The sequence below is a fragment of the Nocardia elegans NBRC 108235 genome, assembly GCF_001612845.1.
Taxonomy (GTDB): Bacteria; Actinomycetota; Actinomycetes; order Mycobacteriales; family Mycobacteriaceae; genus Nocardia; species Nocardia nova.
Window position 1 is genome coordinate 114505 of record NZ_BDBF01000004.1, and the last position, 22673, is coordinate 137177.

Annotated in this window: 22 protein-coding genes; 15 read left to right on the plus strand and 7 right to left on the minus strand. The window is 66.8% G+C overall.

What is annotated here, in order from left to right:
* Nucleotides 1-21 precede the first annotated feature (21 nt).
* Together NE2_RS04225 and NE2_RS04230 are read right to left on the minus strand one after the other, a co-directional pair.
* On the minus strand, nucleotides 22-777 hold the full coding sequence (locus tag NE2_RS04225; RefSeq protein ID WP_063024088.1) for an SDR family NAD(P)-dependent oxidoreductase: 756 nt from the start codon (nucleotides 775-777) through the stop codon (nucleotides 22-24).
* Between the two features lie 152 nt (nucleotides 778-929).
* The gene (locus tag NE2_RS04230; RefSeq protein WP_063024089.1) at nucleotides 930-2081 is read right to left on the minus strand and encodes an LLM class flavin-dependent oxidoreductase; all 1152 of its coding nucleotides are present in this window, start codon (nucleotides 2079-2081) and stop codon (nucleotides 930-932) included.
* A 174-nt stretch (nucleotides 2082-2255) separates the two neighbouring features.
* Between NE2_RS04230 and NE2_RS04235 the strand changes: the two genes are divergently transcribed.
* Complete coding sequence (locus tag NE2_RS04235; protein ID WP_030516548.1) at nucleotides 2256-2951, plus strand: DUF8020 domain-containing protein; 696 nt, start codon at nucleotides 2256-2258, stop codon at nucleotides 2949-2951.
* A 231-nt stretch (nucleotides 2952-3182) separates the two neighbouring features.
* Nucleotides 3183-3896 (plus strand): DUF8020 domain-containing protein, encoded by a 714-nt coding sequence (locus NE2_RS04240; RefSeq protein ID WP_106958354.1) that lies wholly within the window; start codon nucleotides 3183-3185, stop codon nucleotides 3894-3896.
* Nucleotides 3897-3996: 100 nt separating this feature from the next.
* Here NE2_RS04240 and bla read toward each other — a convergent pair whose 3' ends face one another.
* Nucleotides 3997-4950, minus strand: a complete 954-nt coding sequence (gene bla, locus NE2_RS04245; RefSeq protein ID WP_063909260.1) for a class A beta-lactamase — start codon at nucleotides 4948-4950, stop codon at nucleotides 3997-3999.
* 124 nt (nucleotides 4951-5074) lie between these two features.
* On the opposite strand from bla, the gene NE2_RS04250 reads away from it, so the two are divergent.
* From NE2_RS04250 to NE2_RS04285, 8 genes are all read left to right on the plus strand, one after another.
* Complete coding sequence (locus tag NE2_RS04250) at nucleotides 5075-5971, plus strand: LysR family transcriptional regulator (protein WP_233429662.1); 897 nt, start codon at nucleotides 5075-5077, stop codon at nucleotides 5969-5971.
* Nucleotides 5972-5973: 2 nt separating this feature from the next.
* Nucleotides 5974-6882, plus strand: coding sequence for a serine hydrolase (locus NE2_RS04255; RefSeq protein ID WP_063024007.1), 909 nt, complete (start codon nucleotides 5974-5976; stop codon nucleotides 6880-6882).
* Between the two features lie 73 nt (nucleotides 6883-6955).
* The gene (locus tag NE2_RS04260) at nucleotides 6956-8176 is read left to right on the plus strand and encodes an acyl-CoA dehydrogenase family protein (RefSeq protein ID WP_063024009.1); all 1221 of its coding nucleotides are present in this window, start codon (nucleotides 6956-6958) and stop codon (nucleotides 8174-8176) included.
* Nucleotides 8173-9603 (plus strand): LLM class flavin-dependent oxidoreductase, encoded by a 1431-nt coding sequence (locus NE2_RS04265; RefSeq protein ID WP_063024011.1) that lies wholly within the window; start codon nucleotides 8173-8175, stop codon nucleotides 9601-9603. Before NE2_RS04260 ends, NE2_RS04265 begins: the two co-directional genes overlap by 4 nt.
* A gap of 80 nt (nucleotides 9604-9683) precedes the next feature.
* A complete protein-coding gene (locus tag NE2_RS04270) occupies nucleotides 9684-11063 on the plus strand; it encodes a styrene monooxygenase/indole monooxygenase family protein (protein ID WP_063024013.1) in 1380 nt (459 codons plus the stop codon).
* A gap of 213 nt (nucleotides 11064-11276) precedes the next feature.
* Nucleotides 11277-12395, plus strand: coding sequence for a dimethylsulfone monooxygenase SfnG (gene sfnG / locus NE2_RS04275; RefSeq protein WP_030516541.1), 1119 nt, complete (start codon nucleotides 11277-11279; stop codon nucleotides 12393-12395).
* Nucleotides 12392-13633 (plus strand): SfnB family sulfur acquisition oxidoreductase, encoded by a 1242-nt coding sequence (locus tag NE2_RS04280; RefSeq protein ID WP_063024016.1) that lies wholly within the window; start codon nucleotides 12392-12394, stop codon nucleotides 13631-13633. The genes sfnG and NE2_RS04280 overlap by 4 nt, the downstream gene beginning before the upstream one ends.
* Before the next feature lie 36 nt (nucleotides 13634-13669).
* Nucleotides 13670-14194, plus strand: coding sequence for a flavin reductase family protein (locus NE2_RS04285; RefSeq protein WP_063024018.1), 525 nt, complete (start codon nucleotides 13670-13672; stop codon nucleotides 14192-14194).
* Here the strand turns inward: NE2_RS04285 and NE2_RS04290 are convergent.
* Nucleotides 14177-14848: a hypothetical protein gene (locus NE2_RS04290; RefSeq protein ID WP_051756529.1), complete on the minus strand. Its 672-nt coding sequence runs from the start codon at nucleotides 14846-14848 to the stop codon at nucleotides 14177-14179. The genes NE2_RS04285 and NE2_RS04290 overlap by 18 nt on opposite strands.
* Before the next feature lie 106 nt (nucleotides 14849-14954).
* Complete coding sequence (locus NE2_RS04295) at nucleotides 14955-15575, minus strand: DUF8020 domain-containing protein (RefSeq protein WP_030516537.1); 621 nt, start codon at nucleotides 15573-15575, stop codon at nucleotides 14955-14957.
* 301 nt (nucleotides 15576-15876) lie between these two features.
* Here NE2_RS04295 and NE2_RS04300 point away from each other — a divergent pair, with 301 nt between their 5' ends.
* A complete protein-coding gene (locus tag NE2_RS04300) occupies nucleotides 15877-16557 on the plus strand; it encodes a hypothetical protein (protein WP_063024020.1) in 681 nt (226 codons plus the stop codon).
* Here NE2_RS04300 and NE2_RS04305 read toward each other — a convergent pair.
* The gene (locus tag NE2_RS04305; protein ID WP_063024022.1) at nucleotides 16551-17408 is read right to left on the minus strand and encodes an SDR family oxidoreductase; all 858 of its coding nucleotides are present in this window, start codon (nucleotides 17406-17408) and stop codon (nucleotides 16551-16553) included. The genes NE2_RS04300 and NE2_RS04305 overlap by 7 nt on opposite strands.
* A 264-nt stretch (nucleotides 17409-17672) precedes the next feature.
* On the opposite strand from NE2_RS04305, the gene NE2_RS04310 reads away from it, so the two are divergent.
* The 4 genes from NE2_RS04310 to NE2_RS04325 all read left to right on the plus strand — a co-directional run bounded on the left by NE2_RS04310 (nucleotide 17673) and on the right by NE2_RS04325 (nucleotide 21313).
* Complete coding sequence (locus NE2_RS04310) at nucleotides 17673-17987, plus strand: hypothetical protein (protein ID WP_063024024.1); 315 nt, start codon at nucleotides 17673-17675, stop codon at nucleotides 17985-17987.
* A complete protein-coding gene (locus NE2_RS04315; protein ID WP_063024026.1) occupies nucleotides 17987-20383 on the plus strand; it encodes a TPR repeat domain-containing protein in 2397 nt (798 codons plus the stop codon). Before NE2_RS04310 ends, NE2_RS04315 begins: the two co-directional genes overlap by 1 nt.
* Nucleotides 20384-20462: 79 nt before the next feature.
* Nucleotides 20463-20954 carry a DUF3558 family protein gene (locus NE2_RS34715; protein WP_233429663.1) on the plus strand — a complete coding sequence of 164 codons (492 nt, stop codon included), beginning with the start codon at nucleotides 20463-20465 and terminating at the stop codon, nucleotides 20952-20954.
* A 167-nt stretch (nucleotides 20955-21121) separates the two neighbouring features.
* Nucleotides 21122-21313 carry a hypothetical protein gene (locus tag NE2_RS04325; protein ID WP_063024030.1) on the plus strand — a complete coding sequence of 64 codons (192 nt, stop codon included), beginning with the start codon at nucleotides 21122-21124 and terminating at the stop codon, nucleotides 21311-21313.
* Between the two features lie 51 nt (nucleotides 21314-21364).
* On the opposite strand, the gene NE2_RS04330 is transcribed toward NE2_RS04325, so the two are convergent.
* Complete coding sequence (locus tag NE2_RS04330) at nucleotides 21365-22585, minus strand: arylsulfotransferase family protein (RefSeq protein WP_063024032.1); 1221 nt, start codon at nucleotides 22583-22585, stop codon at nucleotides 21365-21367.
* Nucleotides 22586-22673 lie beyond the last annotated feature (88 nt).

Sequence of the window (22673 nt, forward strand, 5' to 3'; positions counted from 1 at the left end):
CGCGGGCCTGCGGCGATCCGGCTACTGCGCGGTGTAGCCGCCGTCGACCAGGTGGTAGCTCCCGGTGATGAACGTGGCCGCATCGCTGGCCAGGAATGCGACCAGCCCCGCGACCTCCTCGGGTGTACCGAGCCTGCCCAGAGCGTGTTTCTGGGCCAGGAAGGCCTGTGTTTCCTCGTCGAGGTTGGCGCCGAGCAGCGGAGTGTGGATGAAGCCGGGTCCCACGGCGGTGACCCGCACGCCCTGGGCCGCGTATTCCAGGGCCGCGTTCTGGGTGAGGCCGAGCAGGCCGTGTTTGGCCGTGACGTACGCCGAGGAATTTGCGAATCCCACGCTGCCGAGGATCGACGCCATATTCACGATGGCGCCGCCGCCGGCGGCCGCGACCGCCGGAAGCTGTTCGCGCAGTGCGTAGAACACGCCGTCGAGGTTCACCGACAAGACCTTGCGCCAGCCCTCCAGCGAATAGTCGCCGATCAGCGCGCTCTCCCCGCTGATGCCGGCATTGTTGACCGCGATCCGCAGCGGTCCGAGTTCAGCGGCCGCCGCGACGCTGCGCTGGACGGTCTCCGGATCGGAGGCGTCGCCGGCGAAGGCGGCCGCCTGTCCGCCCGCCCCGCGAATTTCCTCGACCACCGTATTCGCGTTGTCCTCGTCGAGATCGAACACCAGGACCGCGGCGCCGCTGCGCGCGAGTTCGTGCGCGACCGCACGTCCGATCCCGGAACCGCCGCCGCTGACTATTGCCGCACGGTTGCTTACGTCATAAACGGCCATGATCGACACCCTCTCCGAGACATCGGTTAGGTCATTTACTGGGTCCTGATCGCTCGAAGCCGAGTGTAGCTGTGAGTTAGCGAATATGGGCGGGCGGTCCGAACCGGTGCTGTCCGCACCGCGGCGGTGCGTACGCCGGACTGCGCGGCCGGTCAGCTGCTGCTCGCCGCCGCGGTGGCGAACGGCGTTGTGGTGACGCGGTTTTCGCGATGGGCGGGCGGCTGCCACAGTCCGCGACGCTGCAGGATCGGCAGGACTCCCTCACCGAACCAGTACGCCTCCTCCACATGCGGATAACCGGAGAGAATGAACTGCGTGATGCCGAGGCGGGAGTATTCGATCAGCCGCTCGGCCACCTCTTCGTGCGAGCCGACCAGTGCCGTTCCCGCGCCGCCGCGCACCAGTCCGACACCCGCCCACAGGTTGGGCGCGATCTCGAGCCGATCGGTGTTGCCGCCGTGCAGTTCCAGCATGCGCCGCTGGCCCTCGGATTCGCTCTGTGCCAGATTCGCCTGCACCCGTTCGATATCCGCCGGATCGACCGCCGACAGCAACCGGTCCGCCTCGGCCCAGGCCTGTTCGGAGGTGTCGCGGGAGATGACGTGGATGCGCAGGCCGTAGTCGAGAATCCGCCCCTGATCGACCGCGAGGCGGCGGATCCACTCCAGCTTCTTGCTCACCGCGAACAGCGGCTCGCCCCAGGTGAGATAGGTGTCGGCATAGCTGGCGGCCACCGGTCCGGCGGCGGTCGAGGAGCCACCGAAGAACACCGGCGGAATCGGATCGGGCCGATTGTTCAGTTGCGCGTTGCGCACCCGCAGGTGCTTGCCCTCGAACGTCACCGGAGCCTCGGACGCCCACAGCTCCCGCACGATGTGCAGGAATTCGCCGGTGCGCTCGTACCGCTGTTCCTTGTCCAGGAAGTCGCCGTAGGCCTGCTGTTCGTGCGGTTCGCCGCCGGTCACGACGTTGAGGAGCAGACGTCCCCGCGAATGCCGCTGGAAGGTTCCGGCCATTTGCGCGGCGAGCGTGGGACTCACCACCCCGGGGCGGAACGCGACCAGGAATTTGAGGGTTTCGGTGGTCTCCACCAGCATCGCCGTCGTCAGCCAGGCGTCCTCACACCATGCCCCCGTCGGCGTCAGCACCGCCTCGAAGCCGTTCTCCTCCGCGGCACCCGCGATCTGATTCAGATAACGCAGCGACGCCGGACGGTCGCCCGACATCGAGGTGCCGTGACCGCCCGCGACCAGATTGCGGGAATCGCCATAGGTGGGAAGAAACCAGTGGAACGAAAGGCTCATTTCGGACATGATGGCCGACGGCCGGATGTGTGTCACCGGTTGTAATCGGGCTGGTTCTTAATCTGGCCCATCCGCATCGAACGCCCGCAAACTCCACCGATGCCGTGTGTCTGTGCCGGACACGGCAACCTGTGCTGCCGCGTGCCGGCAGTCGGAAAGTCGAGGAATCAAGCAGTGAAGATGAGGAAATTCGCCGTGCTCACGGCGCTGGTCGCGACGACGTTGGGTGCGCTGGCGGGGACGGTTCAGGCCGCTCCGGCCGCCGACGACGGTGTGGTGAACTACCAGGCGAGGTCCACCGAGAACGCGGCCGTCATTTCGACCGATGCCGGGTCGATGGATGTCGAGGACGGCGTATTCAAGATCAAGGCCGCCGATGGGACCACCGTGGCCGGAACGCAATTGACGTTCCGGGTCGACGATTTCGAGTTCCCGATCGCCGCCGACATCTCCGGTCGTACCGCGACGCTGACTCCGCAGTTCGATCTGCAGCATGCGGTCTACAAGCCGGTCGCGCTCCCGTTCGAGGACAGCGCGCCGTGGAAGACCCCGTATGAGCGCGAGGTCGCCGCCTTCACTCGTCTCAAGGACACCATCGCTACCGGCGCTGCCATCGGCACCGCGGCCGGTGGTATCGGCGGTGCGGTCATCGGCTGCATCGCGGGCGCTGCCCTCGGTGTCGTCGCCACCGGCGCGCTGGCCACCCTGTTCGGCCTCGGCCCGCTCGGCGGCTGTGTCGCCGGTGCCGCCGCCGTCGGCTTCCTGGGCGTGCTCGCCGGCCAGATCTTCGTGACCGCTCCGGTCGCCATCGCCGCCGTGATCCAGTACTTCTCCACCATCAACGAGCCGTTCAAGGCCCCGGCCAAATGAAGCGGTTGCCGGCCCCACCCCTGAGCCGGTAATTATTCAGTGGTCGAATTGAAGGACCCCCGCACTTTCGAGTGCGGGGGTTCTTTTTTAATTTGTGAGATTCGATTTATTTTCCCTTTGGCGCTATTCGAATCGACCTGGTTATTAACCTCGTCGCTTTTTCGCATTCACCACAAACTGGATAAAGCCGATCCGGCCGAATGCAATGAGTGATGAGGAAAAGCAGTGAAGATGAGGAACTTTGCCGTGGTCGCGGCCACGGTGGCCGCCGCCGTCGGCGTGACGGCCGGCACCGTGAATGCCGCGCCCGACACACCCGACGAGGGTGTCGTCAATTATCGGGCATCGACGAACGAGAAGTCGACGATCATATCCACCGATGCCGGTTCGCTGGGCGTGGAAAATGGTGTCTTCAAGATCAAGGCCGCCAGTGGGGCCACTCTCGCCGGAACCGAATTGACGTTCCGGGTCGACGATTTCGAATTCCCGATCGCGGCCGATATCGCAGGTCGCACCGCCACCCTGACGCCGCAGTTCGATCTGCAGCACGCGGTCTACAAGCCGGTCGCGCTCCCGTTCGAGGACCAGGCGCCGTGGAAGACGCCCTATGACCGGGAAGTAGCGGCGTGGACCCGCCTGACCAGCACCATCACCGCGGGGGCCACGATCGGCACGCTGGTCGGTGGCATCACCGGCGGAGCCGTGGGCTGCTTGCTCGGCGGTATCGCGGGTGCGACCGTCGCCGCGGCCGCGATCGTCGGACTGTTCGGCGCCTTCCTGCCCGCGGCCGTGATCGGCTGCTTCGGCGGCATCATCGCGGTCGGTGCGCTGGGCACGCTGGCGGGCCAGTTGCTGGTCACCGCACCGGTGGCGATTCTGGCGGTCGCCCAGTACTTCACCACCGTCAATGCGCCGTTCAACCCTGCTCCGGCTCCGGCCAAGTAGGGCAGAGCGGTATCCCGCCGGGTACCCCGGGTCGATCGGCACCGACCCGGGGTACCCGGTTCTTGCGAACAACCTTGTAGTACAGGGTAATTCGGCACAATCAGCGTGGAACAGGGGTGCCGTCCAAGGTGGCGATCGCGATCGTGGCGGCACGGGTGATCGCCGCATTGTCGTATTCGGCGTCCGGCCGGTCGCGGGTGGACAGGATCGTCAGCACGATCGGCGCACGTCCCGGCGGCCACGCCACGGCGATATCGTTGCGCGTTCCGTAGTCGCCCGCGCCGGTCTTGTCGCCGACCTGCCAGCCCGCCGGCACCCCGGCCCGGATCAGCGCACCGCCGGTGGTGTTGGCCCGCAGCAGTCCGGTGAGCACGTCGCGATCATCGGCGGCGACCGCCGGGTCGAGCACGTAGTGCCGCAGATCGGCGGCCAGCGCGCGCGGCGTACTGGTGTCGCGCTCGTCGCCGGGCAGGGCCTCGTTCAGCGTGGTCTCGGTGCGGTCCATCCGCGTGGTGGTATCGCCGATGGTGCGCAGCCGCTGCTGCAACCCCTGTGGGCCGCCGAGTTCGGCGAACATCAGATTGCCGGCGGTGTTGTCGCTGAACCGCACCGCGGCGTCCATGATCTCGCGCACGGTCAGGCCCTGGTCGACATGTTGTTCGGTGACCGGGGAATTGGGCACCAGATCGGCCCGGGTGTAGGTGATGCGACGGTCGAGTTCGGCGGGTGGGAGGGTGCTCAGCAGCGCTCCCGCGGCCAGCGCCTTGAACGTCGAGCAATACGGAAACCGCTCGTCCGAGCGGTATTCCACGACCCGTCCGGTGCCGGTGTCGAGCGCGTAGACGCCGAGCCGGCCGTGCAGGCGAGCCTCCAGATCGTGGAATTCGGCCAGCGATTCGGCGGCGAGCGGAACCGTCGATGTGGGCGCCGCGGTCGATAGGGGCGCGCTCGATACGGGCGCGGCGCTTCGATCGGCACCGCAGGCGCTCAGCGGGATGAGCGTGGCAGCGGCCGCGACCAGCACGGCCGAGCGGGTGAAGCGAGGGGGCATCATATGCGTTCCTTGTGGATGGATGGCTGTGAGCGCTCGCAGCAAGAGTGGCAGCCCTCGCGCATGCTGTCCAAGACACCTGTGGCGGTATCCATGCTGTTTCGGCATAGACTGCGCGATCGTGGACATGGTCGCCGCCTGCAAGGCGTTCGTCGCGGTGAGCGGGCTCGGTAGCTTCACCGCGGGTGCGGCCGCCGCGCAGATCCCGCAGTCGGTCGCGAGTCGCCGGATCGCGGCGCTGGAACGGCACTTCGGCGCGCGATTGCTCGAACGAACCTCGCGCACGGCCACATTGACCTCGTTCGGCCGCGATATGTTGCCGTCGGCGCGGCGGCTGGTCGAGGCCGCCGAGGCTCTGGCGGAACATGCCGAGCGGGCCCGGCAACGCCCGTTCCGGTTGGCGCTGCCCGCCACCTGCGGGCCGGTGCCGCTGGCCGCGCTGATCGCCGAATGCCGCGCTGCGCAACTTCGGCTCGAACCGGAGCCGGCCGATCCGGCGCGGCGCGCGGAACTCACCCGCACCCACGAGGTGCGTGCGGCGATCCTGGCTGTCCCCGCCGATCGCGGCGTCTGGCGCGTACCGTTGGGCCTGGCCGACATCACCGGCCCGCACAGCGCGCCGATCTTTCTGGAAACCCTTCGCGTACTGCGCCTTTCGGGGCAGCAACGTCGGCGCGGCGTCTGGATACAGCCGGAGGACGATGTGCCGCACATCCGCGATCGGATCACCCGGCTGCGCGATTCGCTCGGCTTGCGCCCGGCCCAGGTGGAGGTCGCGCCGTCGCTGGTCACCGCGGTCGCCGAGGTGCTCGACGGCACCGATCTGCTGTTGTGCTCGCCAGCCCAGGCCGCCGAACTGGGCCTGCACTGGCGGCCGATCGGGGAGGTGGAGCTCGCCCGGGGCTACGACATCGCGGCCGGATCGCGCGAGGACGCGGAACGCGTGCGCGCCCTGGGCGCCGAACCGATCGGCCGCTGTCTCGGCGTGCCGGACAACGACGTCGCACGCGACGAGCAGAGCTGAACATGGGCGTTTCGACCGCACTGCGCCGCGCGCGCACGGAACTGCACGACGCCGGACTGGACGGCTCGATTCTGGTGCGCGATCTCGACACCGGCGACGAGCTGGGCCTCGACGCCGAACTGGAATTGCCGATCGCTTCGCTGGTGAAGGTGCCGCTCGTACTGGCGACGATGGAACGGGTGATGCGCGGCGAGATCGATCCGGCGGCTCCGATCCGGGTGCTGCCCGGCCGCAGCACGGTGGCCGGCCCGACCGGGTTGAGCAGATTTCGCCATCCGGCCACGGTCGCGGTCGAGGATCTGATGTATCTGAGCATCGCGATCAGCGACGGCGGGGCCACCGACGCGCTGTTCGAGCTGACTCCGCCCGCCGCGGTGACCGCCGAATTGCGCCGCCTGGGCCACGAGGGCATCGCGGTGCGGCATCTGGCCGACGATCTGGTGCGGACCCCGGCCGAGCAGTTCGCCCCGGCCGACGGCCACCTCGCCCATGCCCTGGCCATCGAGGCCGCCACGGCCGGCCGCGGGCATCCGGTCACGCAACTCGACATCAGCCATGCGAACACCGGCACCGCGCGAGCGTTCGTCGATCTGCTCGCCGAAATGTGGCGGCCGGTGCGGGCCCACCGCGACGCCGCCGCGAGAGTGCGAGAGTTCCTGTCGGGCAACCTGTTACGTCAACGCCTCGCCCCCGATTTCAGCTCCGACGCCACCCGCTGGTCGTCGAAGACCGGCACGCTGCTGAATCTGCGGCACGAGGCGGGCGTAGCCGAACACGCCGACGGGCAAACCCTGGCCGTAGCCGTGCTGACCCGATCGCGGGTACCCGCCGTGGTGCAGCCCGGCGCGGAGGCCGCGATGGCTACGGCCGCGCGGATCCTCCACGACGAACTGCGGATGCGACCCTCCTGAGCATGTGACGGATAGTTATGTTCCCGCTGCGTGTAATGGGTGAGCGAATCGCGCTGCCGGGTCATCGTCGGGTATGGCCTCCACAGCACCGCAGCAGATCTCCGATCGCGACCTCGACGACATCTTCGGCCCCGTATTCGACCGCATCGCCGCCGGGGCGGTGGCGCGCGAGATCGATCGCCGCCTGGCCTACGAGGAGGTCGACTGGCTGCGGCAAGCCGGATTCGGGGCGCTCCGGGTGCCGGCCGAATACGGCGGCTTCGGCGTCAGCGTGCGACAGCTGTTCCGGCTGCTGATCGACCTCGCCGCCGCGGAATCCAATCTGCCGCAGGCACTTCGGGTGCACTTCTCGTTCGTCGAGGATCAGCTGCTGGCCGAGCCCGGTCCCGCGCGCGAGCACTGGCTGCGCGCGGCCGGCTCCGGTGTGCTGGTCGGTAACGCCATCACCGAACCGGGCGTCGGCGCGGTAGACCGCTACCGCACCCGGCTGACTCGTGGCACCGACAACGACTGGCTGCTGAACGGCACCAAGTACTACAGCACCGGTTCGCTGTACGCCGACCATATTCTGGTCGCGGCAGACCGTGACGGGGAACGGGTGTCGGTGCTGGTCGACGCGAATGCCGACGGTGTGCGGCAGAGCGACGACTGGGACGGCTTCGGGCAGCGGCTGACCGCCAGCGGCACAACGGAATTCAACGATGTGCGGATCCCCGAAGAGCGAGTGCTCGGCCCGGGTTACGGAGCGCCCGGCCGTACCTACGCCACCTCGTATCTGCAGTTGGTGCAGTTGGCGGTGCTGGCCGGTATCGCCCAGCGGGCGGAATCCGACGTTCGGGCCTGGGTCGCCGACCGCACCCGCAGCTACAGCCATTCGGTCGCCGATCTACCCCGCCACGACCCGCTGGTACAGCACGTGATCGGGAAGTTGTCGGCCGCGGCGTTCGGAGCGCGAGCCAGTGTGCTGGCCGTGGCCGACCTGCTGGACGGCGTGCTGGCCGCCGGAGCACAGGACGAGGCCGCGCTGGACGCGGTCGAATTGGCCTCGGCCCAGGCGCAACTCGGTGTGATCGACACCGTCCTGACCGCCACCACTCAGCTGTTCGAGGTCGGTGGCGCCTCGATCACCTCCGAAGATCTGCGGCTGGACCGGCATTGGCGCAACGCCCGCACCATCTCGGTGCACAATCCCGCGGTTCAGAAGGCGCGAGCCATCGGCGACCACCTGCTCAACGGATCCGAACTCCCGTACGCGTGGAGCGCGGGTAGCCGCGAGGGCCAGGTGCGGCGATGACCCGGCGCATCCGTTTCAACGCCTTCGATATGAACTGTGTGGCGCACCAGTCCCCGGGGCTGTGGCGCCACCCCGAGGACCAGTCGCATCGCTACAAGGAGTTGAGCTACTGGACCGAATTGGCGAAACTGCTGGAACGCGGCCGTTTCGACGGCATCTTCATCGCCGACGTGCTGGGTATCTACGACGTATACGGCGGCAACGACATCGCCGCGTTGCGGCAGGGCGCGCAGGTACCGGTCGCCGATCCGCTGCTGCTGGTCTCGGCGATGGCGGCGGTGACCGAACATCTGGGGTTCGGCATCACGACCGGCACCGGGTTCGAGCATCCCTTCCCGTTCGCCCGGCGGCTGTCGACCCTGGACCATCTGACCAACGGCCGGTTGGGCTGGAACGTGGTCACCGGATATCTACCGTCGGCCGCCGCCAATATGGGTGAGTCCGAGCACCTCGACCACGACGAACGCTACAACCACGCCGACGAATATCTCGAGGTGCTGTACAAGCTCTGGGAAGGTTCCTGGGAGGACGACGCGGTCGTGCGCGACCGGGCGCAGGGCATCTACGTCGATCCGGCGAAGGTGCATCACATCGGGCACGCCGGAAAGCACTTCACGGTGCCGGGTATCCACCTGTCGGAGCCCTCGCCGCAGCGGACCCCGGTGATCTACCAGGCGGGCGCCTCACCCCGCGGCGTGGCCTTCGCCGCCGAGAACGCCGAGGCGATTTTCGTCGCCGCGCCGTCGAAACGGGTTCTGGCACAGACGGTTACCCGGATCCGCGATGCGCTGGAGGCGGCCGGTCGCGACCGCTACGCCGCCCGAGTCTACGCGCTCGCCACCATCATCACCGACGCCACCGACGAAGCGGCGCAACGCAAATACGACGAATACCGCTCGTATGCCAGCGTCGAGGGCGGCCTGGTGTTCATGTCCGGCTGGATGGGTATCGACCTGTCCCGGTACGACCTCGACGACCCGATCGGCGAGGTGAACAGCAATGCGATCCTGTCCGCCGTGGCCGCGTTCCAGGAATTCGACGACGACGGCCGGGAATGGACCGTGCGGGATATCGCGGCCTGGGCCGGCATCGGCGGAATGGGGCCCGTATTCGTCGGATCGGGTACGTCGGTGGCGGACCGGCTCCAGGAATGGGTCGACGAGACCGATATCGACGGCTACAACCTGGCCTACGCGATTACCCCGGGAACATTCGAAGATATTGTGCGGCATGTGATTCCGGTGCTCACTGAGCGCGGCGCCTATCCGCGGGAGTATGTCCCGGGCACGCTGCGCAACGCGCTGTTCGGCGCGGGCGACCGGTTGCCGGCCGACCATCGCGGCGCCCGCTATCGGCTCGGCGGGCCGGGTTCGACGGCGCTGCCGGACGAACAGGTGCGACCGCAGGCGGGCATCACGGCGACGTGACCGATCGGCGGTGCGGGTACATCGATTCCCGGTGATTGCAACTGTCAACGAAAGCCGCTGGCAAGCGCAGTATTTCGTCTATGACGAACCAGAATTCGAAACGCACCGCCGCCATCGTCGGCGCCGGCATCGCCGGTGTCACCGCCGCTCTCGGACTGCAGCAAGCCGGGTTCGACGTCACGATCCACAGCGATCGCGACCAACGCGGGCTGCGTGACGACATCCCCGCCACCGGAACCGCGCTCATCTTCGGTGAGGCCCAGGCCGCCGAAACCGCCCTCGGACTCGACACCTATGTGAATCGGGCCCCGCAGCACACCGGACTCAGCGTGCGCATCGCGGGTCCCGGGCCGGAACGGCCCGAATTGATCGGATTCGACGGTGATTTCGACGGGTTCGTCGGCATCGCGGTCGACACCCGGCTCAAGGTCGACGAGCGACTGACAGCGTTCGTCGAGGCCGGTGGTCGCTTCGTGGTCGAGAAGGTGACCCCCGAGCGCCTGGACGCCATCGCCGCCGCGAACGATCTGGTACTGGTCGCGACCGGTAAGGCGGGTTTGGCGGAGCTGTTCCCGATCGACACCGAACGGACCGTCTACGACGCGCCGCAGCGCAGTCTGCTCACCGTCACCGTGACCGGATTGGGGTACGACCCCGAGGTTTTCGCGCACCGCAGCACCTCCGGCGGCCAGCACAGCGGATTCTCCATCTTCGCCGAGCAGGGCGAGGCGTGGTGGGGTCCGTATCTGCACAAGGACGCCGGGCCGAGCTGGGCCTTCCTCGGCTGGGCGCGGCCGGGCAGTGAATGGGAGAGCCGGTTCGCCGCCGCGGATTCCGCCGAGTCGGCGCACCGCATCGTGACCGAGCTCTACCGCGACTACATCGACTGGGATCTGCCGGAGGTGCTGGCCACCAAGGTAATCGCCGAGGACCCGCACTCCTGGCTGAAGGGCGCGGTGCGGCCGGTGGTTCGGCACGGTGTCGGCCGCACGGCGGGCGGGCACGTCGTGGCAGCGCTCGGGGACACCGCGGTCGCCTACGACCCGATCGCCGGCCAGGGCGCGCAGAGCGGACTCATTCAGGCGCAGCGGCTCGTCGCGGCCGCCTCCGCGCACGAGGGCCCCTTCGACGCCGAGTGGATCGAGGAGCAGTACACCGCGTTCCTGCTGGCCCGCTCCGATGCCGCCGCCAAGGTGACCCGCCTGTTCCTCGGCGATCCGGAGCTGGCCGAGATCGGCAACCGGTTCTTCGCCGCCGCGGCCGTCGACCAGCGCGTCGCCTCGGTGCTGGTGAGCACGCTGCACAAGCCACAACCCCTGCTGCAGATCAACTCGCTCGCCGATGCCGACGCGCTGCTCGAGCAGATCACCGGTGAGGGCGCCGACGAGTTGGTGGCGCGACTCCAGCCGGCGGGCCGGTTCGAACGCTCGCGGTACGGCTCGGCGGTCGCTCCGGCGTAACGGCGGGCCGTTGATCGGAGCACAGCGGCTGATCCGATCCTGAGGATTCAAACCCTCGTCCGGGCGGTTCGGCGGTGTTGAAGTGGAGGTGCGTCGGGTGCACGGTTGCCGCACTCGGCGCACTGACCACGGTTGTACCGACCACGGTTCGCGCACCGAACAGCCCGGCCGTCGGCGCGACCGGGTGCGGATGTCCCCATCACAGGAGTGTCGATGACCACCGAGAAGATCGCCGAGCAGACCCGGTTCGCCTACTGGGTGCCCAACGTCAGCGGCGGGCTGGTGACCAGCACGATCGATCAGCGCACCGGCTGGGATTTCGAATACAACAAGAAGCTGGCGCGCACGGCCGAGAACAACGGCTTCGACTACGCCCTCTCGCAGGTGCGCTACACAGCCTCCTACGGCGCGGAATACCAGCACGAGTCGACGTCGTTCAGCCTCGCGCTGCTGGGCGCAACCGAGCGGCTGAAGGTGATCGCGGCCGTGCACCCGGGGCTGTGGCATCCGGCGGTACTGGCGAAATTCGGGGTCACCGCCGACCATCTGTCCGGCGGACGCTTCGCGATCAATGTCGTATCCGGTTGGTTCGGCGGGGAGTTCACCGCGCTCGGGGAGCCGTGGCTCGAGCACGACGAGCGGTACCGGCGCAGCGCCGAATTCCTCGAGGTCATCCGCAAGCTGTGGACCGAGGACGAGGTGAACTACGCCGGCGACTTCTACCGGATTCGAGACCTGACACTGAAGCCCAAGCCGCTCAACACGGCGGAGCGGCCGAATCCCGAGCTCTTCCAGGGCGGTAACTCGACCGCCGCGCGGCGCAACGGCGGCCGCTATGCCGACTGGTACTTCTCCAACGGCAAGGATTTCGACGGCGTCACCGAACAGATCGAGGACGTCCGTGCGGTCGCGCGCGAGCACAACCGTGAGGTCAAGTTCGGCCTGAACGGGTTCATCATCGCGCGCGACACCGAGGCCGAGGCCCGCGACACCCTGCGCGAGATCATCGAGAAGGCCAACCGGCCCGCCGTGGAGGGTTTCCGCGACGCGGTGCAGCAGGCCGGCGCTTCCACGCGCGACGGCAAGGGCATGTGGGCGGATTCCACCTACGAAGATCTGGTCCAGTACAACGACGGCTTCCGCACCCAGCTGATCGGCACTCCCGAGCAGATCGCCGAGCGGATCGTCGCCTACCGCGACCTGGGGGTCGACCTCATCCTCGCGGGCTTCCTGCACTTCCAGGAGGAGATCGAGTACTTCGGCGCCAAGGTGCTGCCGCTGGTCCGGGAGTTGGAGGCCCAGCGCGAACCCGAATTGGCGGCGAGTCGATGACTGCCGTCGCCGCCGCGCGGATCATCTCCGCCGCCCAGGCTCACGAGACGGCGGTACGTCTGGCCGCGCAATTCGCGGTCGATGCGGCCCGGCGCGACAGTGCCCGCGAGTTGCCGCATCGGGAACTGGACCAGCTCTCGGCCAGTGGGCTGCTGGCCGTCACCGTGCCGGCCGAATTCGGTGGTGCGGATCTGGCGCCCGCCCAGGTGGCGGAGGTGTTCCGGCTGCTGGCGGCGGCGGACCCGAATATCGCGCAGATTCCGCACAGCCATTTCGTCTATCTGAATCTGTTGCGACTGGCGGGAACTCGGGCTCAGCGGGAACGCTATTTCGGCCGGGTGCTCGCCGGCGCGCGGATAGCGAACGCGCAATCCGAGCGCAGCAGCGCGACCATCGCCGAAATCGGCACCACACTGCGTCCCGCCGAAGGCGGGTTGAGAATCGACGGAACCAAATTCTATTGTACGGGTTCGCTTTTCGCGGATCTGCTGGCCGTACTGACCCGTCTGGACGATCCCGACGGGCGCAGCGGCCTGGACCCCGGCGAATACATCGCCTTCCTGCCCGCCGATACCACGGGTGTGACGATCGTCGACGACTGGAACGGCATCGGCCAGCGCACGACGGGTAGCGGGACCGTGACACTCGAGGCGGTGCGGGTCACGGGTGACCAACTGATCCCACGGGCGGCGGCGGTGCGTGCCCCCACCGGCTACGGAGCCTTCGCGCAGTTGCTGCACGTCGCGATCGACGTGGGCATCGCCCGTGGCGCGCTGGACGCGGCCGCGGAGTTCGTGCGCACCGAGAGCCGCCCGTGGTTCGAGGCCGGGGTCGATCGGGCGAGTGAGGATCCGCTGGTGATCCAGCGCATCGGCGAGTTGGCGGTCACCGTGGCCGCCGCCGAGGCGACCTTCGAGGTGGCCGGGCGAGCCGTGGATCATGTTGTCGCACAGACGAACAGCGGCGAACTCGACACCGATACGGCCACCGCGCTCGCGGCGGAGGCGTCGATCGCGGTCGCTACCGCCAAGATCACCTCCGACCGCGCCGCGAACGAGGTATCGGCCGCACTGTTCGAGGTGAGCGGAACCCGCAGTGCCGCAGCCGATCTGGGTTTGGACCGGTTCTGGCGCAACGCCCGCACGCATACGCTGCACGATCCGGTGCGGTGGAAGTACCAGCACATCGGGCGTGCGGTGCTCAACGGCACCGCACCCCCGTTGCACGGCGTCATCTGAACAGACGTCCGCGAGTGAGTCGAGAAGTGGGTAATCATGTCTGATCTGAGCGAAATACCCTCCGACAGTGCGGGTTTGCGTCGCGCCTTCGCGCATTTTCCGAGCGGTGTGGTCGCGGTCTGCGCGGAATTCGACGGTGTTCCGGCCGGTTTGGTGGTGAGCACCTTCGTGCCCGTATCCCTGGATCCGCCGCTGGTGTCCTTCTGCGTGCAGAACAGCTCGACCACCTGGCCCAAACTGGTCGGCGCCCAGCGATTGGGTCTGAGTCTGCTCAGCGCCCACCAGGACGAGGCGGCGCAGCGAATGAGCAGCCGCAACGGCGACCGGTTCGGCGATGTCGAAGTGCAGCGGGGAGAGGGCGGTTCCCTCTTCGTCGGCGGCGCGGCGGCCTGGCTGGAGGGCACGGTGCACACGCAGGTGTCGGCCGGCGACCATCAGGTCGTCCTGGTGCAGATCACCCGCCTGGCGACGCGCTCACAGCACGAACCGCTGGTCTTTCACGGCAGCCGATTCCGCCGCCTGCATCCCGGCGCCGATCCGGCCTCAGCCGAGGTCGCGTAACCCGTCCGGTCCCGGCCGCGAGGGCCGGAAACAGAGCCGCCGCCGCGGTCCGGGATCGGGAGCGGTGTGATCGAGCACCGCGGAGGCGAGCCCGCGCGCTCGCATGCCGGCACGGTCCATATCCTGGCTCAGCGCGTCCAGATGAATCAGCGTGTGCCGCAGCAGAATCGGGCCGATGTCGGCCGGTTCGACGCAGGCGTCGTGATAGGCCCGCACCGCCCGCGGATCCTCGGTGAGCGCGGCGATGCCGCCCAGCCGCACCCGTTGCGTCAATCCGGTCCAGACCCGCTCGTCCTCGGCGTTGCGCAGATCCCGCCAGCCCCCGCGGTAATCCAGGTCGCGGATGATCGCATCGGCCGGTTTGCCGGTCCGGGTCTCACCGACGACCGCCCAGAGCGCCAGCAGCCAACTCAGGGCCCAGAGAACGGTGTCCGGCTCGCGGCGGTACAGCGTGTGCAGATCCGACCACGCCTCGTACTGGGTGAGCAGATTGGCCCAGTCGAAGACCAGCGTCTCGACCTCGCGCAGCAGTGGAGCGGGCAGGTCCTCGTCCGAGGGCCGCACGATCTCGACCGCGCGGCCGGAAACCGGATCGCGCAGTTCGACCATGTCGGTCTCGGCTGTCGCGACCCATCTATACGGTTCCCCGGCCATCCTTCGGATTGAGCCACGAATTCGCCGGGGGTGCAAGCAGAACGCCCGTGATGTCCGAAACCGGTGTCGCGGCGCGGCGCGGTCCGCCCCGCGACACCGGCCCGGATCAGGGCTGTCCGCTCACGACCGCGTTGACGGCGTCCAGGAAAGGCTGGCCGCCCATCGCGTATCCGCCCGCGATGGCGCCGACCACCATGCCGATCGGCCCGGTGATGATGCTGAAGAAGCCCATCCCGAGGACGGCGCCGATCAGGCCGCCGAGCACGCCACCGGCCACCAGGCCGACAACGTTCTGATTGATTTCGTTGGTCAGCCGCGCCATCGAATTGATCGGCTGCATCTCGCCGATCTCGGTGGCGGTGGCCTTGGGCTCGAGCACGACCTTGTGCCCGTCGTCGCTGATGTGTTGCGCGACATGGACCGTGCTGCCGGCCATCCGGTACGTCAGCGGCACCGTGACGAGGTCGGCGCCGTTGTCGGACTTCAGGGCCACTGCGGTCGCGTCCTTGTCGACCTCGAATCGCCCGTGCTCGACGACAGCGGTCAGGACCCGCGAAAAGTCGCTGAGTACAGCGTGATAGGTGACTCCGCGGTCGGTTCCGGAGGTGGTGATCTCTTTGGCGGCGGCCGGTGGTGCGGCCGGGGGACTGGCGTTCACGGTTCCCGCGGTGATCCCGACCGTGGCCACCGCCAGGATCGAGGTTGCGGCGAACGTGCCGAACTTCATTCAGGATTCCTTCTCACGAGACTTCCGGCCGAACGGTCCGGACGAAAGCTGACAATAACGCGTCGAACGCTAATTGCCAGACTTGGTAATTCCGGAACCCGAACGGCGGCATTGTTGCGCGATCGTGATCAAGTAATTTAGTGAAAAAGAAACCTTTTTATTTTCGATGCGTCGGGCCCCGCCGCCGCCTCGACGTGAACGCCCGGATGGTGTATGCATTTGCGAGGTCTGCAAATTCGCAAGTGTTCTTCGATCATCGTTCGGGGTGGTTCGAAGCGTTACCGCTCTGGAGGACGAGTACGTGTCGCGCCGACGTGTTCAAGCCGGTGTCACCCTGACGGGCTTCGTGATTGCCGCCGCGCTGTCGGCGGCATGTCTGATCGCCGCCGCGCTGTCGTTCACCGCCGGCCGGCATCATTCGGACGAAACGCGTGCCGCGGCAGCGGTATCACCCACCACCACGGTCGCGCCCGTGGCCGCCGAGGCGCCCGCCCAGCCGACCGCCACCGGTGTCACCTCCTCGGCGTCGGACGAGCCGCTGGTGCTGAACAAGGGTGCCGATCAGAAGCATCCGGGCGAGACGGTGGCCGTCGGCGATTGTGTGGCCGCGGTGGTCGCCACGCCCGACGCCGGCGCGCCGGTGCAGAAAACCGCCTGCGCCGGTACGGATTCGCGCTACAAGGTCACCGCGAAGGCCGTCGCGGGCGCGCACTGCCCGGCCGATGCCGACCGCTCGGTGGCCGAGACGCTGCCCGGCGGTGCCACCGACACTCTCTGCCTCGACTTCAACTGGGTCACCGGCGCTTGCATGAGTATCGCCGACGGCAGCCCCACTCCCGTCGACTGTGCCACCGCCGCCCCGGGCCGGGTGCGCGTGGTGGAAATCAAGAACGGCACCACCGACGTCAACAGCTGCTCCGACGGTGATCGCGGATTCGTCTACAACGAAAGGCGTTTCGTGGTCTGCGTGACGCACTACTGAGTGCCGCGCGCCGGGGCCGGCAGCAGTTTGCTGAACTCGCGGTTGGCAATTCGCGTCACCAGTTCGTACGGCCACGCGAACTTGCGGGCGAACCAGTAGCCGACGCGGATATCGGGCGAGGTGTGCACCAGGAAGCGGTTGTGCCGGACGCCGGCGATGATCCGGTCGGCGACCTTCTCCGGCGTCACCGCATGCCCCTCGAACAGTTTCACCATCCGCCGCACCCGCGGATCGTCGCGATCCACGCCGACGATCTGCACGGTGCCCACCAGCGGCGTGCGCACCGCGCCGGGCACCACCAGGCTCACGCCGATGTCGTGGCGCTCCAAGTCGAATCGCAGCACCTCCGACACTCCGCGCAGCCCGAACTTCGCGGCGCTGTAGGCCGCATGCCACGGCAGCGCGAGCAGCCCCGCGGCCGAGGAGACGTTGACCAGATGTCCGCCGCGCCCCGCCGCCACCATCGGCGGCACGAAGTTCTCGATGATGTGGATCGGGCCCATCAGGTTCACATCGACCATCGACTTCCAGTGGCGGTGCTCGAGATTCTCGACCGTGCCCCAGGTGGCGATGCCGGCGATATTCATGACCACGTCGAGGCTGCCGTACTCGTCGTGCACCCGCTTCGCCCACGAGGTCACCGCCTCGTAATCGGAGACGTCGAGCACCTGCGCCTCCAGCACCTCACCCCCGCCGGCGCGGATCCGCGCCGCCGTCTCGGCCAGCCCCTCGGCATCGATATCGGTCAGCACCAGCCGCATCCGCGCCGCGGCGGCGGCGACCGCGGTCGCCCGGCCGATCCCGCTGGCCGCGCCGGTGATCAGGCACTTCCGGCCGGTCAGATCTTTCATCGTGGTCTCCCCTTATTTACGAACACTATTGTTCACAATAGAGTTTTCCGGGCGGAGCGCTAGACACCCTAGGTGGTTGTCGCGCCGGCGCACGTCGGTGTGACGTACCGCGGCTGCGCTCGGCCGCGTGCACGGGTCGGTGGAACCATCCGGCCGCGGTAGCCGCCGGTTGTCTTGCGCGTTACGGGATGGTGGGACCGGTCTCGACTCCGGACGGATCGGCTAGTGTGCTCTCGAGAACTCGATCAGGTGGGGGGTAATCGAATGGCGCTGTTGCAGGCCGATATCGATGAGTTGCAGAAGTTGGCGGGCACGGTGACTCTGGCGGCCACGAACATCGCGAAGGTCGATATCGGAACGGCGGCAGCCGGTCTCGCTGCCGCACTGCCGGGCAGCGGGCTCGACGGTGTGTGCACCCAGGCGGGACAGTTCGTCGACGGCGCCTATCAGCGGGTTGCCGGCAAGTTCACGCAGGTGGCCGGGAAGATCATGACCGCCTCCCAGTGGTATCTGGAAACCGATGAGAGCTTCGCCGACGATATGCGTAAGTTCGACGTCCACCACGCGGGAGGTCAGTGATGGTCGCGCCGGGCACGACATCGCTGCTGCGGCCGAACGTCGAGAAGTGGAACACGGCCGCTCTCACCGACTTCGCCACCGCGATCAGCACCGCGAACAACGACACCTTCCAGGTCAACATCGACAATACGAAGAAGTTCTTCACCGACGCCGGAAATTCATGGCAAGGTGCGGCCTACAACGCGGCGTATGACCGTATCGGCGAGGATCACGACCAGGCGCGCAAAGTGTGGGCCTATGTCGACGACCTCTGCACGGCGATCAAGACGGGCGCCGCCGACATCGATTCGCACCGCACGGTGCTGATGAACAAGGTTGCCGACGCGACAGCGGCCGGTCTGCGAGTTGCGGACAACTGGGTGGTCTGTGAGAAGGACGGCGTCGCCGCGGACGTCATCACCACGCATCAGGACGCCATCAACGCGGCGTTCCACCCGTTCTCCGATGCGGTCGCCGGCGCCTGTACGAAAATTGCCGAGGCCGCGGAGTTGGTGCGTTCTGCCGGTGACCTGTTCGGTTCGGATCTCGACGTGAACGACGCCGGCACCCAGGGCGGGCGGCTCGGTGACGAGGACGGTAGAGAAGCTGCCGACGCGGCCAGGAATGGCGACCAGGCCAAATTGGACGAGGTTGCCGCCCATCTGCCGACTTACGTGCTGACGCCCGACCAAATCCAGGCCCTGTCCGAAGGCAAAGATGTGCCGACGCTCCCCGCCGAGGTGCAGGACTATTACCGCCACTTCTTCAACGCGGCCGGTAAGGACGGCCTGCTGGCGCTGAACGACCATCTGCAGGAACAGGCCACCGCCACCCCCGACCACCCGGCCAGCACGGTCGCGGCGGCTCAGCAGCGCGCCCTGGCGGACGGCATGATGGCGATCACCAACGAACATCTGGGTACCGGTACGGGCCCGGACGGCAAGCTCACCTCACCTGGCGCATACACCAACCTGCCGTCCGACATCCGCCAGGTGCTCTCCGGCCGCGCGGAAGAACGCAACAGTGAGGGAACGCCGAGTCCGGGCGCGAACCGTCAGGCCATGATGGACAAAGCCCGGCTCGCGAATCTGCTCTCCAAATCCGATCCGAACATGGTGGGCGGCACCACATTCAGCATGGAAGCCGCGCGCCAGGGCGCCAGTTTGGCCAACTACGTCGACAATGTCGACAAGAATATGGGCGGCGTCATGCCGCCCGGATTCCAGGACAGCGACAAGGATGCGCTCCGGAAAGCGGCCTCCCAGTTCTTGGGAACCGGAGTTCGCAACCACGTTGCCGACTACCAGTTGATGACCGGACTCGATGCCACCACCGGCGCCAAGATCCCGGACGACCTGTCCTTCGGTGCCCAGGGCGACAAGTACCTCGCCCACGGCGATTACGACCCGCAGAAGTTCAACAGCGTTGTCTTCGGCCACGACTGGGGCGACCAAGGAAAAATGGCGTCCAACCTCTACGGCTGGACCGCCGACCACGCCCACGAACAGGGCCCCGAGGGCGATCTGGCCCGCAAGACGATGAGCGCCCTCCCCAGCGTCTTCGCGCCACACGACGGCGACAAGCTCATCACCGACAAAGACGGAAAACAGCTGTTCCAGCAGACGGTGGAGAACTTCAACAAGAACCCGGAACTAGCGAATGCTCTTGCGCGCGTGGACGCTTCGAACATCGACGCGTTCTCGCAGGTCGGCTCCGACCCGCATGCGCCGAAGCCCGCGGCGCCGATGGAGGTTCGCGATGCCCAGCGCATGGCATTCCTCGCCAGCCAGACTCGAGAGGGGCGCGAGACCATAGATTTGGCCCGCCAAACCTATGACAACGCCACGTTGTACTCGATCACCCATGGTGGTACGGCCGGAGACGTGAGCGCCCAGGACGCGATCCAGAAAATGGCCAGCCTCGACGGAATCGTCGACGACGCACAGCGAAACGCGCTGATCTACCAAGATCACAGCCACGTCGCCGACGAGAACGACCAGGCGCAGAAATCGCATGACGACAAGCAGGAGATCGGCGACAATGTGAAGAAGGTCGTCGATATGATTCCGGTGCCCGGTGGAAAAGTGGTAGGCACGGTCAAGGATTTTGCCGAGGACCCAGCGTATAAGGCATTGATGGAGGGTGTGAATCCGAAGCCGACTCCGCAAACTGTCCAGTATCCGTCGGTTCTACAGGTGGAGAAGGATGGCCAACAAGAATTCAGGGACAGGCTGAACACCTTTACCAATGCTGATGGCGGAAAGCTGGACCAGCATTCTGTGGATGAGTACATAAAAGCTTACAACCTCGAGTACAACGACACCGTTTCAGCTGACCAGGTGCATGACAACAACTCCTTGGACGATTTGGCGAAGGGCGGCGCGCAAGCGCCGGACAATCCTGGCGCCGCCAAGTAGGAGAATTGTGAAACTATACTCTTCGCGCAGGAAAGCTCTAAGCATATCGGTATGTGTTATCGGATCGGCTGCATCTCTGATGCTCGGCGGGTGCGGCACCGGAGCTGGGAACTCTCAATCCAGTACGGCATTGCCGACCACGTTGTCCAGTGCATTCGATCCGTGTATCAGTATCCCTGGTGACGTGCTCGAGTCAGTGAAGTTGCAGCCGGAGGGGCGACCGATACCGGCTAGAGTTGGCGGTGCCGGCGAGCAGTACAAGGGTTGTGAATTCCGAACGCGGGAGGATGCGGATCCGGACCGCGGGCCCGACGTCCATATTCAGGTAACCAATATGACGATGAGTTATTACGAGGCCAACTTTCGGCCGGGCCGGCAATTCAGAGCGTTCCGGATCGACGGGCGAGATGTGGCGACGGCAGGGGAGCAGGGCGGTACTTACTGCTCGATGCTGATCGGCCTTCGAAGCGGTGGTGTGAAACTTTCCACCACAACGTCCAAGAATGACTCATGCCAGGTGCTGACCGACGTCGCAACGGCCGTCATTCCGCACATTCCCCAAGACGCGTAAGCTCGATGCGGTTTGCCTCATGAAGTCTCCTCGGACGCGGATGTAACGGCTTGTTTGCTCGCGGCGATCGAAACATATCATCACAACAGCGAGCGAGGGGTAATTTTTGTGAGCATCATCCGATTGCCTTCTCTGCCTTTGCCGCTGCCGCGCTAATCGGTGCCGGAGTGGGCGCAGCCCAGGCTGCCGCACCCGCGGTCACGCCCGCCGCTGTCGCCGTCGCCGATACGACGCCTACCGAACCGTCGACCGGTACCGGTAGCGCGGCGCTGCTGCCGTCGCTACTACAGGCGCTGGCATCCGGGAGCGCCCAGGCGGGCGGCACCACCACCACGTCGCCGGGAGGCACCACCAGCTAGTTCTGGTTGATCGGAATGCGAAATTCTAGGCAGAGAGGGGCGATGTCGTCCTCAGTTCGGGGTCGGTGCCCAGTCGCCGGGGAAGGCTCGGTAGGTGCCCAGCGGCAACCGGGCGTCGTAGACCATGTCGCCGGTCGGGGTGAATTCCGAAATATGCGGTGCCATACCCCAGCCCACCAGGGTGTTGCCGTTGGGGAGCGGCTGGGCGTCGCCCATCGCGAAGGCGGTCAGGCCGTCGGGGTGGGTTTGGTTGCGCACCAATGTGGCTCGGTGATTGTCGAGGTCCAGGTGGATCCACTGCACACTCGACACACCCAGTGTCTCGAAGCCGCTGGAGTTGTTGTTGAACAGGCGCAGAGTATTCGGGTCGGCGAATTCCGCATCGTGCTGGAACGCGAATTCGACGCCGGGGCCGAGATCGAAAGTCGAATGCCTGCCGCCGAGTTGCCACTTGATCGCACCGGTGTGGACGTCGACGTCGTAGACGGTGGAGGTATCGCGCATCGAGATCACCAGATCGCCGTCGGGATCCAGCGCGATCGAATTCATGTGGTACGGGTCGTAGGTGTCGCTGCCGGGAAGTTTGCCGGGAGTGGTGGTGTCGGTGAGCGGGACGTGCTCGGCGGCGCTCCAGCGCAACAGAACTCGCTTGCTCGCCACGTCGACCACCGTGGCGACGGTGTCGTACATCTTGCCGTTCTTCGGGCCGCCGATCGCGGACAGATCGGCGTCCACCTCCTGGTACGACGTGATCAGCGCTCGGCCGTCGGGAGTCAGGCGGAATTCGTGCACATCGCTGGGAGCGCCACCGGCATCGAGGGTTTCGATGACGTTGCCGTGTTCGTCGGCGATGTAGTCGGCACCCGAGCCGTGCCCGCCGACGGTGCCGCCCTGCCACCACGTCAGCACCCGTTTGCCCTGGTACGTCTGGGTGCGGAAGTTCGAGACGTCCTGTCCGGTGGGAGGCGCGTAGCGCCAGACCTCATGCCCGGCCTTGTCCACCACGATATTCGCCGGAGCGGTAGCCGGAACGGCCGACAGCGCCTTACCCGCCCCCGGAACCAGCGCCGCCGCACTGACACCGTTGCTGTAGTAGATGTAGCCGGGCGCCGCGGCCGGGGTGTTCACATCCACGGTGTATTCGGGTGCGCCTACCGGGAAGCTCGGTAGCGGAGCCGCGTGCGCCGTGAACGGGATGGATGCGGCGCCTACCCCGACCGATGCTGCGATCAGCGTGGCGGTGTGGCGAAGGTTCCTGGCAATCCTGGCCATCAGTTTCCTTCAGCTGAGTCGACCGATAATTGCGCAGAGCGTAGACCGGCTTTCTGAGGGAACTGTGAAGGCAGGCCGAGTCCCCGCG